We start from the raw sequence: 16,930 nt of genomic DNA on the forward strand, positions 1-16,930 counted from the left end.
TTCAGTTCTTCTTGAGGGGGATGAGATCGTCCCAGCGCTCGGCCGCTTCGATCATGTAGTGCACGCTGAGCACCACGCGCTGGAACATCCACTGGCCGTCGATGCGGATGTACTCGTCGTCGAATCGGCCCACCACGTAGTAGCTCTTGCCGTCGCGCACGGGACGACCATCTAGGTAGCTGAATCCGGTGCCATGATTTCCCTCTACGTCCACAACGTGGTTGTGAATGAACTGCCGCGCCGACTGAACGGGGAAAGAGGCAAAAAAAGCCCGGATGTTCTCGCGTCCCCGAACCTCGGGGCGGCCTCCGTAGACGATCGCCGCATCCGGTGCGAAGAGTTCGTACAGCCGTGGGCCGGCGTCCTCGTTGACCAGCTCGTGGTAACGCGCTCGCAGCGAGCGGATGGCTTCGATGCTGTCGAACCGTTCGACCTGAGCCTTCAGGGCGTGGACCTGCTGCTGGAGTGCCGCGAATGCCGCGGCGTCGGGTGCTGTCATTGCGTACTTTCTTGATGGATGGCGCGGAAGTCGCCGAGGATCTGTTGCATGCGGCGCTCGACCGAAGCGCCGGTCTGCGCATGTGGAATGACGTAAAAGCGGCGCGCGTGAATGGCTTCCAGTGTCATTCGCGCGACGTCGCTGGCGTCGACAGGGGATGCCGCCATGCCAGCGCGCACCCGGTCTTCGTAGGCCGCGGCGGTCGGACCCGAGGCCGCCAGAGAAACCGGCCGGTTGCGCTGCGACCGAAGGATGCCTGTGGGCAGCAGCGAGGGGCACAGCACCGAAACGCCGATGGGGGCGCCAGTCTGTTCCAGGTCCTTCGCCAAACACTCGGAGAACGCCACCACGGCGTGTTTGGTAGCGCTGTAGACGGCGGAGCCGGGTAGCGTCGCAAGCCCCGCGGCCGAAGACGTATTGACGACGTGTGCCGGCGTGCCGCGCTCAAGCATGCGAGGGACGAAAGCGCGGACGCCGTTCGCCACGCCCATCACATTCACGCCAAGTACCCATTGCCAGTCCGCCTCGGTGGCGCTCCAGGCCGGTCCGAGGACGGCGACGCCGGCGTTGTTGAAGAGCCAATCCACCCCGCCCCATGCGCGCCAACTTGCTTGCGCGAGCCGCTCGACGTCGGCCGCATTCGACACGTCGCAGACTTGTACGAAGCAGGGAGCCCCGAGTGCTTCGACCAAGGCCTGCGTATGCGCGAGCGGGCCGGCTTCGATATCGGAAATCACCAGTGCCATCTGTTCGCGCGCACACGCCAGTGCAAGTTCCCTTCCGATGCCGCTGCCCGCGCCCGTGACAACGGCAACCCGCGGCGCCGTCATTCGAGACTGGCTCCGGACTTGCGGATCACTTCAGTCCACTTCCCCGCCTCGCTGGCGACATAGGCCTGGAACGCCTCGTGCGGCATACCGATTGTGAAGCTGGCGGCCGAATCGAGCGCGGCCTTGACGACCGGCGAGATCATGACCTGATTCATTTCGTCCGAGAGCCGCTTCACGATGGCGGCCGGGGTGTTGGCCGGCGCGAACAGGCCACCCCAGCTGAGCGCTTCCACACCGGCGAAGCCCGCTTCGGCCATAGTGGGTACGTTCGGCAGGACCGCGATGCGGCTCGCGCTGGTGACCGCAAGGGCATTGATCTTGCCGGTGCGGATATGCGGTGCAGACGTCTGGACGAAATCGAACATCACATCCACATTGCCGGCCATCAAATCGACCAGTGCCGCGGAACTGGCCTTGTACGGAATGTGGGTGAAGCGCGCTCCCGTGCGGGTTTGCAGCAACTCCAGACACAGATGGCCCGAGGTACCGTTGCCTCCCGATCCAAAGTTGAGCTTGCCCGGTTGCTTCTTGCCGAACTCGACCACTTCGGCGACGTTGGTGAATTTTCGTGCGGGGTTCGCCACGAGCACGTTGGCGTTGCCCGTGAGACCGTGGATGGCAACGAAATCCTTGACCGGGTCATAGCGTATCGTCTTGTACAGCGCGCTGTTGGTGCCTTGCGTGCCCTGGGTGCCGATCAGCAGTGTGTACCCGTCGGGCGCGGCCCGCGCCACGTATTCCGCCCCAATGGAGCCGCTCACACCGACCCGGTTGTCGATGACGATGGGCTGGCCGAGGCGATCGCTGAGCACGCGCGCGATCACACGGGCTTGCGCATCGACGACGCTTCCCGCGGAAAACGGCACGACCAAGGTTATGGGTCGCTGTGGATAGACGCCCTGTGCGAACGAGGGCGGCGATAGCGGCAGCGCGCTAATGGAAAGCGCGAAGATGCGACGATTGATCATGGGTGTGTCTTCCTGTTTGTCAATTCAAATCATGGTGAAGCCGCCTGAGGCACCAATCGTCTGTCCCGTGATGAACAGCGCTCGGTCCGAGGCAAGGAAGGCCACCAATCCAGACACATCGGTCGGGCGCGAGAGCCGGCCGACTCCCTTGGAGATCGGGTAGGCGCCGAGCATCTTGCCCAGCAGTTCGTTGTTCTCCACCGTAGCGTTGACGTTCAGGGGGCCGTCCTTGATGCCTTCGTGCGATACCGCGCCCAGTGCCACCGAATTGACCGTGATCGCATGGCGTCCGTGCTCGCGCGCCAGTGCTTTGGCGAAGCCGGCGATGGCTGCCTTCGCGCCCGAATACACCGCCATATTGGCTTCGCCGATGCGTCCGGCTTCGGAGATGATATTGACGATGCGGCCGCTCTTGCGTTCGACCATGCCGGGCAACACGGCACGACAGCAATGCATGGTGCCGTAGACATTGAGATCCACGATCTTGGTCCAGTCAGCGACCGGCATATCAATGAACGGCGGCGTGCGGCCGCCTTTTTCGCGGCGCTCGGGGATGATGCCGGCGTTGTTGACCAGCACGGTGACCGGTGTCCCGAAATGGCTGGCAGCGCGAGCCACCATGGCCTCGACCTCGTCCTGCTTCGTGATGTCCGCGGGCGCGGCCCAGGCGCGGCCGCCGGCCGCCGTGATCTCGGTCGCAACGGCCTCGGCACGCTCGGCGAACAGGTCGTTGACGACGACCTGGGCCCCTTCGGCCGCGAGCTCGATGCAGATTTGCCGGCCGACGCCTTGGCCTCCGCCGGTGACGAGTGCCACTTGTCCATTCAATCCGAGTTGCATGTCATTTCCTTCTTGAGGTGTGGGTAGAGGATCAGCGTCCCTTGAAGCGGGGCTCGCGCTTCTCGACGAATGCGCGCATGCCCTCGACGCGGTCCTCGCTGTCGACGATCATGGCGGCGGCGTAGCGTTCGTACTCGAGGCCTGAATCCAGGTCTGTTTGCATCCCGCGGTTGATCGCACGTTTGGCGAAACGCACCGCGAGCGGCGGGTGCCGCGCGATGCGCTGGGCCAGCTCCAGTGCGGCCGGCATCAGTTCGGCGGGCGGCAGCACGCGGCTCACGAGGCCGTAGCGATGTGCGGTTTCGGCGTCGATGAGGTCGGCCGTGAGGATCAGTTCCTTGGCGCGAGCCTCTCCGATGAGCCGCGGCAACCGTTGGGTGCCACCGGCAGCAGGGATCACACCGAGCTTGATCTCGGGCAGGCCGAAGCGCGCGCTGGACGCGGCCAGGCGGATGTCGCAGCACAGCGCAATCTCCAGGCCACCCCCCAGGGCGACGCCATTGATGGCCGCAACGACCGGCTTTTCGAATTCTTCGATGTTGCGAAACAGATCGTGCGTGGCCTTCTGGCGCACGAAGTACTCGGTGCCTCGTACCACGTCGGTGGCGCGTTCCTTGATGTCGGCGCCGGCGCAGAAGGCGCGGTCACCGCTGCCGGTGATCAGCACCGCACGCACGCGCTCGTCTCCTCTCGCCAGCTCGAAGAACGCGCGCGCCAGGTCGGGCTTCATCGTGCCGCCCAGGGTGTTCATGCGGTCAGGGCGATTTAGCGTGATCACGGCGACCTGGTCGCGCACTTCGTAGAGCAGCGTGCCCAGGTCTTGAATGTCGGTGGAAGTCATGGAGGTGTTCCTATTGTTGAAACGCGTCGGCGCTCAGGTGGATGCGGAGAGCACATGCGCGATCGATACAGACCCCAAGCCGATCATGTGCGCCATGCCCCAACGGGCTTGCGGGTGTTGTCGGCCTTCCGCCTCGCCGCGCAGTTGGCGCGTCAGTTCCGCCAACTGACCGATGCCCGTGGGGCCCAGCGGATGACCCATACCGATCAAGCCGCCCGAGGCGTTGATGGCGCAGCGTCCGCCGATCTGCGAGTCGCCGCGTGCCAGAAACCGTGCCCCTTCGCCGGCTTCGCAGACGCCGATGGCCTCGCTGTACAGCAGTTCCTCCACCGAGAATGCGTCGTGCAGTTCGAGCAGGTCGAGCTCCGTTGGAGCGATGCCCGCCTGTTCGAAGGCGGCCCGGGCACTGGAGCGCACGAGTTCGATGGCGGCGTCGCCATAGCGGCTCTCGTCGCGCTCGCTGCCGGCCACCGAGGCGCGCACGCGCACACAGCGCCGTGCATCGAGGCCCATCCGCTGGATTGCCCGGCCGGACACGAGCAGCACCGCAGCCGCACCCTCGCCGCGGGGGCAGCACTGCTGCACGGTGAGGTCTCCCGCCACGCGTGGCGAGGCCAGCACCTGCGCGAGCGTGCGCGGCTTGCGGAACTGGGCGAAGGGATTGCGTGCCGCATTGCCGTGGTTCTTGACGGCGACCCCCGCCATTTCTTCCACGCTCGCTCCCCGCTCGCGCAAATAGGTGCGCGCCATCATTGCGAACTTGACGGCAGGGATGGTGGCCGTGTCGCTCAACCGCTCCAAACCGTCCTTGTTCGCGGCGCGGCGCCCGTCCCCGTGCTTGTCCACGCCCACGGCAAGGACCGCGTCGCTCGTGCCGGCCGCAATCTCCATGCAGGCCTGGCGGAATGCGAACGAGCCCGAGGCGGAAGCGTTCTCTACCTGCGTGACGCCCAGGCCGGTCGAGCCCAGGTGGCGCAGCATCACGCGCCCGGCGGCCATGCCGATCGAGGTCGTGCCGACATAGGCGCTCTGGACCTGGTTCCAGCGCAGACCCGCGTCGGCCAGTGCTGCGCGTACCGCCGTCAGGCCCAACTGGGTGTAGGGCGTCTCGCTAGGGAACTGATACGGGTGCAAGCCGATGCCGGCGATGTAGACGCCGCCGGTGGCGTCAATCCAGTTGGCACTCATGGCGTCACCTTGGGGTCGGCTGGCATGAAGCGGCAGGCATACACACCCTGGGCTTCCCGCACCTCGGCAACCGCTCGAACAATCATGCCTGGGCGCAGCACGGTCTCGTCACTGGCCGAGATCACGCCTTCCTCGACGATCCCGTCTGCAATGCGTACATCCCCTGCGATGCTGGGCGCGGCCATGCCCGGTGCCAGTGGAACGTGGAGCGTGACGTACTCCAGCAACTCACCACCGCCTGGGCGGCTCAGCTTCTGCGCGTCGACCAGCGGATCACCGCAATGCGCGCAGCCCGGCACGTTGGCCGGAAAGCTCAAGCCGCTGCACGCACGGCACTGCACGAAGAAGAAATCGAGTGAATGGCCATCCTCTGCCAACTGGTAGAGCGTGGGATGCAGCGGCTTCAAGGGAGTCTGTGGTTCGGTCATGGGGAATCGAAGGGATGACAAGGAAGTGGGTCGAGCGGCGGAGCGAACTCAGTCGCCGCCGGGCCGCCCCAAGGCGACTGAAGCCCCCTCGGGGGGCAGCGCAGTACACGCAGTGACAAGCGTGGGGGTCATGGTCTCAGTCGAGCTTGGCGCCGGACTGCAGCACGACCTCACGCCAGCGCGTCATCTCCGACTTCACGAAGGCACCGAGCTTCTCGTCGCGCAGGCCTGTGAGCGGGACGCTGCCGAATTTCTCGGTGCTCTGCATCATCTCGGGATGGACGATGGCTTTCGCGATTTCATCGCCGAGGCGCTTCACGATCTCAGGGGGTGTCTTCGCCGGAACGAACACTGCGCCCCAGGCAGTCGATTCGGCGTTGGAAAAGCCAGATTCACTGAGCGCCGGAACGTCCGGGGCACTGGTAAGCCGCTTCTTGGCGGTGACCGCCAATGCCTTGAGCTTTTGTGCCTGGATGAAGGGCAGCATCACCGCCGGGTAGTCGAACATCACATCGATGTTCCCAGCCATCAAATCGGTCAAAGCAGGACTGCTTCCCTTGTAAGGAATGTGCGTCATCTTGATGCCTGCTGCGGTCTGGAACAGCTCGGCCGTCAAGTGCGTCCCCGTTCCCGACCCGGCCGAACCGAAGGTCACTTTGCCGGGATTGGCTTTGGCAAACGCGATCAGTTCGGAAACGCTCTTGTAGGGCCGCGCGGGATGGGTCACCAGCATCAACGGCGTTTCCGACAGTGCGTGCACGGGCACGAAATCTTTCACAGGGTCGTAGCCCACGTTCTTGTAGAGCGCGAGATTGGCGCCATGCGTGCCCTGGGTACCGTAGATCAGCGTGTAACCGTCCGGTGCCTGGCGCGCGGCGGTTGCCACGCCGATCGATCCACCCGCACCAGGCCGGTTGTCCACGAGCACCGTCTGGCCCAGCTGGGCTCCGAGCAGTTTGGCCAGCAAGCGCGAGGTGCTGTCGGTGATGCCGCCTGGGGTGAAAGGCACGACGAAGGTGATGGGCTTGGTCGGCCATGCCTCGCCAGCGGCGTGGAGTGTCCCGAGGGCCAGGGACCCGACTAGAAGAACCACCAGTTTCTGTAGACCACTTCGCATGCTTGTCTCCATTTATTGTTGCCAGTAATTCACGATTACTCGTAGAATACTTCAATATCTCGTATAAACGCAAGTAGAAAAAATGGCCGGCCTATCAATTTGAATTGCAATCCACCCTCTGTTTTTGTCTGAGTTATTTAGATTTCCTTCGCTATCATTCGTACTTATCTACGAAATACCGGAGGCCATATGCCAACCCTTGTTCCTGCTGCCGCCCGCACCATGTCTTTGCTCGAAGTCTTTGCCCGTGAGCGCCGCGAACTGTCCAACTCGGACCTCGCGCGCCTCATGGACCTGCCCGAGAGCAGTTGCTCCGATCTGCTGCACACGCTGCACGAGCTGGGCTACCTGATGCGCACGGCGCGCAGCCGGCGGTTCTATCCAACGGCGCGGCTGCTGACGATTGCGAAAGAGATCTCGGCGGGCGATCCGCTCTATGCGGTCGCTTCGGAGGCCTGCGAACTGCTGCGCGACAAGACCGGCGAGACCGGTATGTGCGGTCGCCTGGAAGCCGGGGTGGTGAAGGTGCTGGCCTTTGCCGAAGGCACGCATCCGCTTCGCTACGTGGGGAACGTCGGCAACAAGATCGCACTGCACGTGTCGGCGCTCGGCAAGGCCGAGTTATCTCTCGGCACGCCCGAGGAGGCTGCGCGCCAGCTGCGGCTCAAGCCCCTGAAGCAGATCGCCGCGGGCACCATCACCGACCTCGCGGTCCTGGAAGCGCAGGTCGAAAAGGCGCGCCAGCAAGGCTGGATGTGGGTCGAGAACGAAGGCTTCGATGGCCTGGCGGCACTCGCGGTGGCCGGCTACGTCGGAGATGAGCCGCTGGCCCTGTCCATTGCCGGACCTACTGACCGCATGCGCCAGCACCGCGACGCCTGTCTGCAGGCGCTGAAGGAGGTGCAGGCATTGGTCTTCCATCCCCGCAGCACGTCACTTCCGCCGCGCACCGCACCAACCCGGCGTGGTGCCGCATCCAAGGAATTCGGCCCCGCGTAGTCAGGGGGCTTTTTTACACCATCTCCAGGAGACAGATCCCATGTATTTCGTACCCGATGCCGAACAGGAACTGCTGCGTGACAGCGTGCGCCGCTTCATGAAAAGTGAAGTGGCACCGGTGGTCGCCCGGCACGACAGGGAAAAGACCTTTCCCTTCGAGCTCCTCAAGGATCTGTCCCAGTTCGGCTACATCGGCGGCCGGTTGCCCGAGTCGCTGGGCGGCATGGACATGGACCAGATGACCTGGGCCCTGCTCATGGAGGAGGCCGGCTATACATGGTTGTCGTTGCGGACCATGGTGAACATCACCAACGCCGCCATCAACAAACTGGCCGCGGAAGCAACCGAGGCACAGAAGGAGCGCTTCCTGAAGCCCTTGCTGGCTTCCGAGCGACGCGTCTTCAATGCCATCAGCGAGCCGGGTTGCGGTTCGAACATCGCGCAGGTGCAGACACGGGCCGACCTGCAGGGCGATCACTACGTGCTCAACGGACGCAAGTTGTGGATCACCAACGGCGCATTCGCCGACTTCGGTATCGTTGTTGCGCGCACCTTCAGCCCGGATTGCCAGGGGCAACTCTCCACGTTCCTGGTCGAGCGCGAGGTGTCGCCGTATGAGATGCGCAGTGTCGACACTATGGTCCTGCGCAGTACCGGCACTGCCGAACTCGGCTTCGACAACGTGAAGGTTCCGCGCGAGAACCTGCTCGGTGAGGAAGGCAATGCGCTGAAGAAGATGCTGATCGGACTGGACAGCGCGCGCGTGAACATCGCCATGGGCGCGGTGGGCGCGGCCCAATCGGCGCTCGATCTGTCCATCGACTACGCCCGCACAAGGACGCAGTTCGGCAAACCCATCGGCAGCTTCCAACTGGTGCAGAAGCTCATCGTCGACATGACGATACGGGTCGAGGCGGCCCGCGCCCTCGGCCTGCGCGCCGCGGCGGCGCTCGACGCGAACAAGGATGCGCGCACGGCCTGCTCGATCGCCAAGCTCTACGCCACGGAGGCCGCGCACGAGGTGGCCAGCATGGCGCTGCAGGTGCACGGCGGCTTGGGCTATGCGACGGACTACCCGATCGAGCGCATCTTCCGCGACACGCGCGGCGGCACGATTCCCGAGGGCACGACGGAAGTGCAGACATTAATTGCCGGCCGCGAGATCCTGGGTATCTCGGCCATGGTCTGACCATGGAGACAAAGTTGACCGATCTATCCAGGCTTATCCGTCCGCGCTCCATCGCGCTGGTTGGCGCTTCGGACCGCATGCACAGCATCGGCGAGCGAACCCTGACCAATCTGCTGGACCACTCCGATTTCGACGGCGACGTCTACCTCGTCAATCCCAGCAAAGCCGAAATCCGCGGGCAACGCTGCTGGCCCAGCGTTGCCGCATTGCCCGCCACGCCAGATCTCGCGGTGATCGTCGTGCCGGCGGCCGGTGTGCTGGCGGTGGCTGAGGAATGCGCTGCCCGCGGTGTGCTCTTCGCCATCGTCCTGACGTCCGGTTTCGGCGAGGCCGGGGAGGAAGGCGAGCGCGCCCAGGTGCGCCTGAAGGAAATTGCCGACGCCGGCGGGATGCGCGTGTACGGCCCGAACTGCCCGGGGCTGACCAACGTCAACCAGCGTCTGGGCCTGACCTTCTCCCCCTCGTTCCCGCACGACCTGGTCAAAGGCCCCATCGGCCTGGCCACCCAAGGCGGCGGCCTGGGCCGCAACGTGATGCAGGCAATGGACCGCGGCATCGGCATTGGCCTGTGGGCTTCGACCGGCAATGAGGTCGACCTGCAGGTGGCCGACTTCATCCACTACATGGCCGATGCCCCCGACATCAAGGTGATCGTCACTTTGCTCGAAGGCATCAAGGACGGCGCCAAATTCGTCGCGGCAGTCCAGCGCGCAGCGGTCAACGGGAAGCCCGTCATCGCGCTGAAAGTGGGCAAGTCGGAGTATGGACAGCGGGCGGCGCAGTCGCACACCGCGTCCTTGACCGGTTCGGCAGAGGTCAACAGTGCGGTGTTCCGGCAGTTCGGCGTGATCGAGGTCGACGACATCGACGAGTTGGCGGACACGGCCTGGCTGTTCGCGCGTGCCCAACCCGACGCCAGCGAGGGCATCGCCATCTATACCTCTTCCGGCGGAACGGCCGCCCTGACGGCGGACGCCGTGGGCTCCTCAGGCCTGACGCTGGCGCAGTTCGCCCCGCACACCCGCGAGCTGCTGCGCAACCGCCTGCCGGACTACGCCGCCATCGACAACCCGGTTGACACCACCGCGGCGGTGCTCAGCGACGCGGCCCTGATCGAGAAGACCCTCGGCGCGGTGGCCAGCGACCCCAACCTCGGCTGTGTGATCGTGCCCATCGCGCTGGACTACGGCGACACCACCATCCAGATGGCTCGCACCATCATCGCGGCGCAGAAGGGGTGTGCGACGCCTATCGTGCCGATCTGGATGAGCGACCGCATGGGCGAGGGCTATCGCATGCTGGTCGAGCATGGCTTTGCGCCGCCGCGCTCGGTCGGCAAGGGGGTCAAGGCGATCCGGCGCTGGGTGGAGTACGGGCGCTGGAAGCGCGCGCACCGCTTGGCGGACACCGCGACGCCGACCGCGGCGCTGCCTGTGGCGCTTTCCACGCGCTCCCTGTCCGAGGCGCAGGCCAAGCAGCAGCTTCTTGCCGCGGGCGTGCGGCTGCTGCCGAACGCGTTGGCCAGGACGCCGGAGGAAGCGACTTCGTTGGCCGACGGCATGGGCTACCCCGTCGTCGCCAAGATCGCGAGCGAGCAGATCGTGCACAAGTCCGACATCGGCGGCGTGCAGGTGGGCCTGCAAGATGCAGGACAGGTTCGCGAGGCGTGGCGGGACATCATGGCCTCGGTTGCGCAGCACCGGCCCGACGCCGCTATCGATGGGCTGCTCATCGAGAAAATGGCGCCGGGAGGCGGCCTGGAGTTGATGGTCGGCGTCACCCGCGACCCGGTGTTCGGACATGTCATGACGTTCGGCCTCGGAGGCATCTATGTGGAAATCCTGCGCGACGTGACGCGCCGGCTGCTGCCACTGGGCGCGGACGATGCCGCCGAAATGATCCGCGAAATGCGCTGTTTTCCGCTGCTCGCCGGTGCGCGAGGTCGCCCGCCTTCGGATGTCGAAGCGCTCGAAGCGCTGCTGCTGCGCATCTCGGCATTCGTGGTCCGGAACGCGGACAGGATCGAGGAAATGGACCTGAACCCGGTGTGGGTGGGTGCCGTCGGCGAAGGCGCACTGCCGCTGGATGCCGTCATCATCGAACGCACTGTGCAAGAGGTGACGGCATGACGGCGCCATCCGCGCGCCCGCCGCTGGATGGCATCACCGTTATCGACTTCAGCGAACTGCTGCCTGGTCCGTTCTTCACGCAAAGCCTGGCCGAACTGGGCGCTCGCGTCATCAAGATCGAGCGGCCGCCTCTTGGGGACAATGCGCGCAGCCTGGGGATGGGCGCGTTCGAGGCCGTGAACCGCGGCAAGCACAGCCTGCTGGTCGATCTGAAGGACGAGGCCCAGCGCGAGAAGGTGCGCGACCTTCTTGCGACGGCCGACGTTCTGGTCGAGTCCTACCGGCCCGGCGTGATGGCGCGCCTGGGCCTGGATGCCGCTTCGCTGCGCGAAACATGCCCCCGGCTGGTGTACGTGTCGCTCAGCGGCTATGGACAAACCGGCCCGTGGGCCGATCTGCCGGGACACGACATCAACTACCTGGCGGCGGCTGGTGTGCTGGCCGTGTCCGGTGCACCCGGCGGCGGACCGGCGCAAAGCTTCGGGCTGCCGGTGGCGGATCTGTGTGGTGCCATGTATGCGCTGTCGTCTACCCTGGCCGCACTGTTTCAACGCCAGGGCACGGGCCGTGGCCAGCACCTGGATGTCTCCCTCGCCGACTGCGCACTCCACTGGATGAACCCGCGTCTCGGTGCCTATCGCGAAGCCGGGGCGAGCACGCTGGAGGCGCAGCGCGAGACCACGCTGGTCAAGGCGGGCTACGGTGCGTTCCGCTGTCGCGACGGGCGCTATCTGTCGGTCGCGGCACTGGAAGATCATTTCTGGAGGCGCCTTTGCGCCGCGCTCGATTTGGCGCCATTCGACGGTGAGGCCCATGGTTCGCACAAGGCGCGCAAGCCGGTCGCCGAGGCCATCAACCGCCGCATCGCCGAAGTGCTCGAAGGCATGGATGCGGACGATGCCTTCGAGCTGCTGCGCCGGAACGACGTGCCCGTCGCACCGGTGGTGGAGCCGGCTCAGCTCGCGGCGTTGCCCCAGTTCGCGCTGCGCGGCAAGTTCGAGCAAGGAACGGTGATGCCCGCGGTGCGCTATCCCGTTCCGATGACCGGCGTGGTGGCGGGCGGCTTGGGCGTAGCACCCGCGCTCGGCAGCGCCCTGGTTTGAATCCGTGGCTCCACCGTTGCGCACGCGGATCACCCGGCTGCTGGGAATCGAGCATCCGATCCTGGGCGGGGGGCTTATGTGGCTGTCGGACGCACGCTATGTGGCCGCGCTGGTCAATGCGGGCTGCATGGGCTTCATCACGCCCCGCACCTTTCACAGCGACAAAGCTTTCGGTGACGAATTGGTGCTCTGCTCCGAGTTGACTGGGGGCAGGCCGTTCGGCGTCAACCTGACGCTGTCGAGCCGTCCCGAGGCCAACGCAGCTGTGCAATGCTGGCTGGACATGGCGTTGGCCCATGGCGTTCGGTTCTTCGAGACAGCCGGGCATGCCCCAGTCGAACTGATCGGCACACTCCACAAGGCCGGTGCCATCGTGGTCCACAAGGCCTCGAGCATCCGCCATGCGTTGTCGGCCGAGCGCGCAGGTGCCGATGCCATCGCCCTGGTGGGGATGGAAGAGGGCGGCCACCCAGGAACCAACGAGTTGCCCACCATGCTGATGGGAGCACTGGCTGTCGATCGGTTTCGCGTACCCGTCGTGCTCGGCGGCGGGATTGGCCGAGGACGGCAACTCGCGGCGGTGCTCGCACAAGGGCTCGACGGCGTGCTGATCGGTAGCCGCTTCCTGGTGTGCGAAGAGATCGGCGCGCACCGCCGCTACAAGGAGCACCTGCTGAACTGCGATGAGCACTCGACCGTGCGCCTGCTGCAATCACTGGGCAACACCTGGCGCGTGCTGCGCAACGATACGGCCCGCCAGATCGATGAGATCGAACGCGCGGGTGCGACCGACCATGCGGCGTTCGGCGAACTGATCAGCGGCCGGGCGGCGCGCGACTATTGTTACGCCAATGGCGACTGGCAGCGCGGGATGCTATCGCTCGGTCCGTCGATCGCGTTCGCGAAACGCATAGAACCACTGAAATCCATCGTCGCCGATTTGCTCGAGGAGGCGCGGGCGTCGATCTCCGGCCTTTCTTCACGGGAACAAGAATGAAACGACTACCTTTCATGGACCGCCTCGTGGTGCCCGTGATCGCGGCGCCGATGCTGCGCGTCTCTGGCATTGAACTCGTATCGGCGGCTTGCGCGGCGGGCGTCATTGGCGCTTTCCCTACGGCGAACTGCGCGTCACTTGAAGAGTTCGAGGCTTGGCTCCAGCGGCTGAACCGGGAAACCGCTGGCGACCGCCGCAGCGCACCTTACTGCCCGAACCTCATCATGCGGCGGGACCCGGCACGGCTGAAGGCGGAGGTCGAATTGATCGTTCGGCATCGAACTGAGTTGGTCATCACCAGCGTGGGTTCGCCTGCCTCGGTGATACCGACCCTGCACGATGGTGGTTGCCTGGTGTTCGCCGACGTGGCATCGGTACATCACGCGGAACGCGCGCTTGAGGCGGGGGCCGACGGGCTGGTGCTGCTCACGGCAGGCGCGGGCGGCCATACGGGCTGGGCCAACCCGTTCGCGTTCGTCCGTGCGGTGCGCGCCCTGTTCGACGGTCCCATCGTACTGGCGGGTGGACTGTCGGACGGGTTTGCGCTCAAAGCTGCCTCGGTGCTGGGCTGCGATCTGGGCTCCATGGGGACCCGCTTCATCGCGACCCGGGAAAGCCTGGGGTCGGTTCCCTACAAACAGATGCTCGAGCGAAGTTCGCTGGACGATGTCATGGCCACGCGCGCCTTCACGGGCCTGCCGGCCAACTTTCTGAAGCCGTCCATCGTTCAAGTTGGATTGGATCCCGCCGCGCTTGATGAAACTGTGTCCGTGCAGGAAGCCCGAAACAGGTTTGGCGGAGGCTCTGAAAGTGCAGTGATCCAGCGATGGGCCGACCTTTGGAGCGCGGGGCATTCCGTATCAGGGGTCACATCGGTCCCGGCTGTCGCTGAACTGGTACGAACCCTGCGCCATGAATTCAACGGTTCGGCCTAAGCCCTCTGGCGCTCTTCGCGAAAACTTCTGCACTCCCTACTAGTCATCTAAGGCCATCGCATGCAGGCCAGCGCGCGGCAGCGCAGCCTATCGCAGGGAGGATAATGACCTTCGCGGTCCGTCCAGGGGGTTCGCCCGGCGAGGCTGGGCCGATTTGCGCGACTTTTGCGCGACTCTTCTCAGCGCCTATGGACACCGCGCGACATTTCAACGATGGGAGGACGCCCTAAGTCGTTGATTTCATAGACCCCTGTTCAACTTTCGCAGGCTACGAACCAAGGGGTCGTGGGTTCGAATCCTGCCAGCTGCACCATATGAATCAAGGACTTAGGTCAGAAATGGCCTGAGTCCTTTTTCTTTGCTGGGGACTTTCCATCGCGCCCTTCCTACTTAGCCATTTGCCACCCGCAATAGGATCGCGATGGAAGTCGAGCGGTTGGCGACTCCGCTCGTTCGCAAGCATGTCGGCTGCCGCGGTGTACATACCCTAACGTGTACCCCGGACTGTCAACGCGACAACACTCCAATCCGCAGGGCGGATGAAAACTGCAATTGCGTGGCCAGATCATCGGCCCGGGCTATTCCGCGCTGGACCTGAACGCATTGAGCAGCTGCAGGAAGTCGGCGTCGCGCGCGGACGGACGCGATCCTCATCAAACGGGGTCGAACTGAAAGACTGCGACAGGAAGGGCGCCACCTACTCCGATAGGGACATGTGCATTGCGTTGCGCACGACGATAGTCCGTGCTGCGCACAGGAGTCCCTTATGAAACGCACTTGCTGGCGCCATTGCGGATCGCGCATGGCAGCCTTCCTGTCGGCCCTGGTTCTGAGCGCCTGTGGCTCATTGCCGCCCAAGCCTCCCCACTCGGGCGGCCGTGCCCCTCTTTCGGCTGGAGATACCCGACTGGGCAGCATCGCGCGGGACTCGCTGTCGCCGGCGCAATCGTCGGGATTCAGGCTGCTGCCACAGGCCGACCATGCGCTTGAGGCGCGTATGCAGCTCATTGCTCGCGCCGAGCGTACGCTGGATGTGCAGTACTACTTGATCGCCGGCGATGCAACGGGAAGAGCCTTCCTCACGGCGCTGTCGCATGCCGCCGCGCGGGGCGTTCAGGTTCGCCTGCTGATTGACGATCTGCACACCGCGCAGATAGACCCCATCCTGCGCGCTCTAGCACCACAAGGGAATGTCGAGGTTCGGCTTTTCAACCCCTTCTGCTGCGCGCGGTCCGGACTGGTGAGTAGGTTTTTATCCTCGCCGGGCGAAGTGCGCAGGCTGAACCACCGTATGCACAACAAGCTGATGGTCGCGGATCAAGCCATTGCCGTTGCGGGGGGGCGCAACATTGCCGACGAGTATTTCGCTAGCAGCCCGGAACAGGAGTTCGTTGACATGGATGCACTGATGGTGGGGGCGATCGTGGATCAGTTGACCTCCATCTTTGCCCGCTATTGGGACAGTGGTCCTGTTTGGCCGGCGCTGGCCGTTCTGGGCCAGGCCGGCACAGGTGTTCTTGAGCCTGAGCCATCCACAATTCCAACTCTTGGGTCTATCGGATCGGAGGAGGTGACCGAGGATGTGTTGGGCCAGGCGTCGCCGTCGGCCGAGTTCGCGCAAGGCCGGCTGACTCTTGTGGCGGGCTCGGCATACGCCTTCGCCGATTCGCCCTCCAAGGTGCTGCTGCACGACGAGGACTACCTTCTGGCATCAAGCGCGATCAGTCGCGTCAGTGAAGCAATGGCAGGAGCCCAACGTGAACTCACCGTGGCAACGCCATACCTGATACCGCGCGAGCGAGGCATGGCGCTGATTCGTCAACTTGCTGACAATGGGGTGAGAGTCAATGTGCTCACCAACTCGATGGCGGCCAATGATTCGATCTTCGCGCACGCTGCCTATGCCCGGTATCGGCGGGGGATGCTAAGGGCAGGCGTGCAGCTCTACGAACTCAGTCCCGCTCGGGCGGGAGCCGCCAAGCGAGTCCGCAGTGGCATGCGGGCGGTCCGGTCGCTGGGACGACTTCACACCAAGGCCGTTGTGATCGACCGCACGTCGGTCTACATCGGCTCGGTGAATATGGATCCGCGCTCGGCTGACAAGAACACCGAGCTGGGCATGTGGATCGAAAGCCCCGAGCTCGCGCAGCAGATGTTGGAAGTGCTGGAGGCCACTCGCCGTTTGGGTGCGTACCGCGTTCAGCTGGCACCCGACACGGAAGCGCTTCGATGGATCGCTTGGGATGAGCACGGGGCCGAATCCGCACTTTTCGCGGAACCTGAGTCGACGCCGTTGATGCGCCTGCAGAACCTGCTCGTCGCACCCCTGGTTCCCGAGAGCCTGTTGTGACTCGAATGACCCGCTCTCTCCCATTCGGAGGAGGTCGCGCAGGCCCATGCGGCGGTTTTGCGCGAACCGGGGCTAGACCAAGATGGCTACGGCTCGCCGGAGTTCCGTCGGGCCACGGTCCATCAACATCGCAGGAAATTCCACTATGAAACTGAGTACCCTTTCCCTTTCATTCGCCCTGGCGCAGCTGTTTGCAGTGAGCGCGTTCGCACAGCAGCCGCCGACCGCGGAATCCTATCCGCCTGGTTCTGCGGCGCCTGCGGTCCAGCCGAAGGCAACCAGCGTCGAAAAGGCGGAGGGCAAGGTTCTGCGCAAGCGCGCCGGCTCGGATGCGGCCAAGAAGTCGATGCCCGGCGAGGGCACGCCCATTCCCGAAGCCGCGGCAAGGGTGCCAAAGACCGAGCGGCAGGCCGCTCGATCCGCCCGAAAGGCAGAAAGCGCCCGGGCCAACAAGGCAGGCGAAATTACCTCACGCGGGGAAATCGGCCTCGCGAAGTGAACCCTACCGCTTGACCTA

General features: G+C 64.6%; 16 protein-coding genes. 8 read left to right on the forward strand and 8 right to left on the reverse strand.

From position 1 onward, the window contains the following. Position 1 precedes the first annotated feature (1 nt). The 8 genes from HNE04_RS19755 to HNE04_RS19790 form a co-directional block, all read right to left on the reverse strand. Entirely contained in the window at positions 2 to 499 is a 498-nt protein-coding gene (locus HNE04_RS19755) for a nuclear transport factor 2 family protein (protein WP_172222980.1), read from the reverse strand. Further along, complete coding sequence (locus HNE04_RS19760) at positions 496 to 1,329, reverse strand: SDR family NAD(P)-dependent oxidoreductase (RefSeq protein ID WP_172222983.1); 834 nt, start codon at positions 1,327 to 1,329, stop codon at positions 496 to 498. The genes HNE04_RS19755 and HNE04_RS19760 overlap by 4 nt, the downstream gene beginning before the upstream one ends. Continuing rightward, a complete protein-coding gene (locus HNE04_RS19765) occupies positions 1,326 to 2,297 on the reverse strand; it encodes a Bug family tripartite tricarboxylate transporter substrate binding protein (RefSeq protein WP_172222986.1) in 972 nt (323 codons plus the stop codon). The genes HNE04_RS19760 and HNE04_RS19765 overlap by 4 nt, the downstream gene beginning before the upstream one ends. A 24-nt stretch (positions 2,298 to 2,321) precedes the next feature. Continuing rightward, positions 2,322 to 3,137, reverse strand: a complete 816-nt coding sequence (locus tag HNE04_RS19770) for an SDR family NAD(P)-dependent oxidoreductase (protein ID WP_172222988.1) — start codon at positions 3,135 to 3,137, stop codon at positions 2,322 to 2,324. A 31-nt stretch (positions 3,138 to 3,168) separates the two neighbouring features. Further along, the gene (locus HNE04_RS19775) at positions 3,169 to 3,978 is read right to left on the reverse strand and encodes an enoyl-CoA hydratase/isomerase family protein (RefSeq protein WP_172222990.1); all 810 of its coding nucleotides are present in this window, start codon (positions 3,976 to 3,978) and stop codon (positions 3,169 to 3,171) included. A gap of 33 nt (positions 3,979 to 4,011) precedes the next feature. Further along, a complete protein-coding gene (locus HNE04_RS19780; protein ID WP_172222992.1) occupies positions 4,012 to 5,166 on the reverse strand; it encodes a thiolase family protein in 1,155 nt (384 codons plus the stop codon). Beyond that, the gene (locus HNE04_RS19785; protein ID WP_235965200.1) at positions 5,163 to 5,594 is read right to left on the reverse strand and encodes an OB-fold domain-containing protein; all 432 of its coding nucleotides are present in this window, start codon (positions 5,592 to 5,594) and stop codon (positions 5,163 to 5,165) included. The genes HNE04_RS19780 and HNE04_RS19785 overlap by 4 nt, the downstream gene beginning before the upstream one ends. 136 nt (positions 5,595 to 5,730) lie before the next feature. Further along, positions 5,731 to 6,711, reverse strand: a complete 981-nt coding sequence (locus tag HNE04_RS19790; RefSeq protein WP_172222994.1) for a Bug family tripartite tricarboxylate transporter substrate binding protein — start codon at positions 6,709 to 6,711, stop codon at positions 5,731 to 5,733. A gap of 189 nt (positions 6,712 to 6,900) precedes the next feature. Here HNE04_RS19790 and HNE04_RS19795 point away from each other — a divergent pair, with 189 nt between their 5' ends. The 8 genes from HNE04_RS19795 to HNE04_RS19830 all read left to right on the forward strand — a co-directional run bounded on the left by HNE04_RS19795 (position 6,901) and on the right by HNE04_RS19830 (position 16,912). Then, positions 6,901 to 7,710, forward strand: coding sequence for an IclR family transcriptional regulator (locus HNE04_RS19795; protein ID WP_172222996.1), 810 nt, complete (start codon positions 6,901 to 6,903; stop codon positions 7,708 to 7,710). A 40-nt stretch (positions 7,711 to 7,750) separates the two neighbouring features. Beyond that, positions 7,751 to 8,899 carry an acyl-CoA dehydrogenase family protein gene (locus HNE04_RS19800; RefSeq protein ID WP_172222998.1) on the forward strand — a complete coding sequence of 383 codons (1,149 nt, stop codon included), beginning with the start codon at positions 7,751 to 7,753 and terminating at the stop codon, positions 8,897 to 8,899. Between the two features lie 2 nt (positions 8,900 to 8,901). Continuing rightward, positions 8,902 to 11,028, forward strand: coding sequence for an acetate--CoA ligase family protein (locus tag HNE04_RS19805; RefSeq protein WP_172223000.1), 2,127 nt, complete (start codon positions 8,902 to 8,904; stop codon positions 11,026 to 11,028). Beyond that, complete coding sequence (locus tag HNE04_RS19810) at positions 11,025 to 12,131, forward strand: CaiB/BaiF CoA transferase family protein (RefSeq protein ID WP_172223002.1); 1,107 nt, start codon at positions 11,025 to 11,027, stop codon at positions 12,129 to 12,131. The genes HNE04_RS19805 and HNE04_RS19810 overlap by 4 nt, the downstream gene beginning before the upstream one ends. Positions 12,132 to 12,147: 16 nt before the next feature. Beyond that, complete coding sequence (locus tag HNE04_RS19815; RefSeq protein ID WP_207717646.1) at positions 12,148 to 13,128, forward strand: NAD(P)H-dependent flavin oxidoreductase; 981 nt, start codon at positions 12,148 to 12,150, stop codon at positions 13,126 to 13,128. Between the two features lie 14 nt (positions 13,129 to 13,142). Beyond that, complete coding sequence (locus HNE04_RS19820) at positions 13,143 to 14,063, forward strand: NAD(P)H-dependent flavin oxidoreductase (RefSeq protein ID WP_235965202.1); 921 nt, start codon at positions 13,143 to 13,145, stop codon at positions 14,061 to 14,063. An 802-nt stretch (positions 14,064 to 14,865) separates the two neighbouring features. Further along, entirely contained in the window at positions 14,866 to 16,413 is a 1,548-nt protein-coding gene (locus HNE04_RS19825; RefSeq protein ID WP_172223010.1) for a phospholipase D-like domain-containing protein, read from the forward strand. A gap of 145 nt (positions 16,414 to 16,558) precedes the next feature. After that, on the forward strand, positions 16,559 to 16,912 hold the full coding sequence (locus HNE04_RS19830; protein WP_172223013.1) for a hypothetical protein: 354 nt from the start codon (positions 16,559 to 16,561) through the stop codon (positions 16,910 to 16,912). Positions 16,913 to 16,930: the final 18 nt, after the last annotated feature.

Source organism: Caenimonas soli (genome assembly GCF_013155545.1).
Lineage (GTDB): Bacteria > Pseudomonadota > Gammaproteobacteria > Burkholderiales > Burkholderiaceae_C > Ramlibacter > Ramlibacter soli.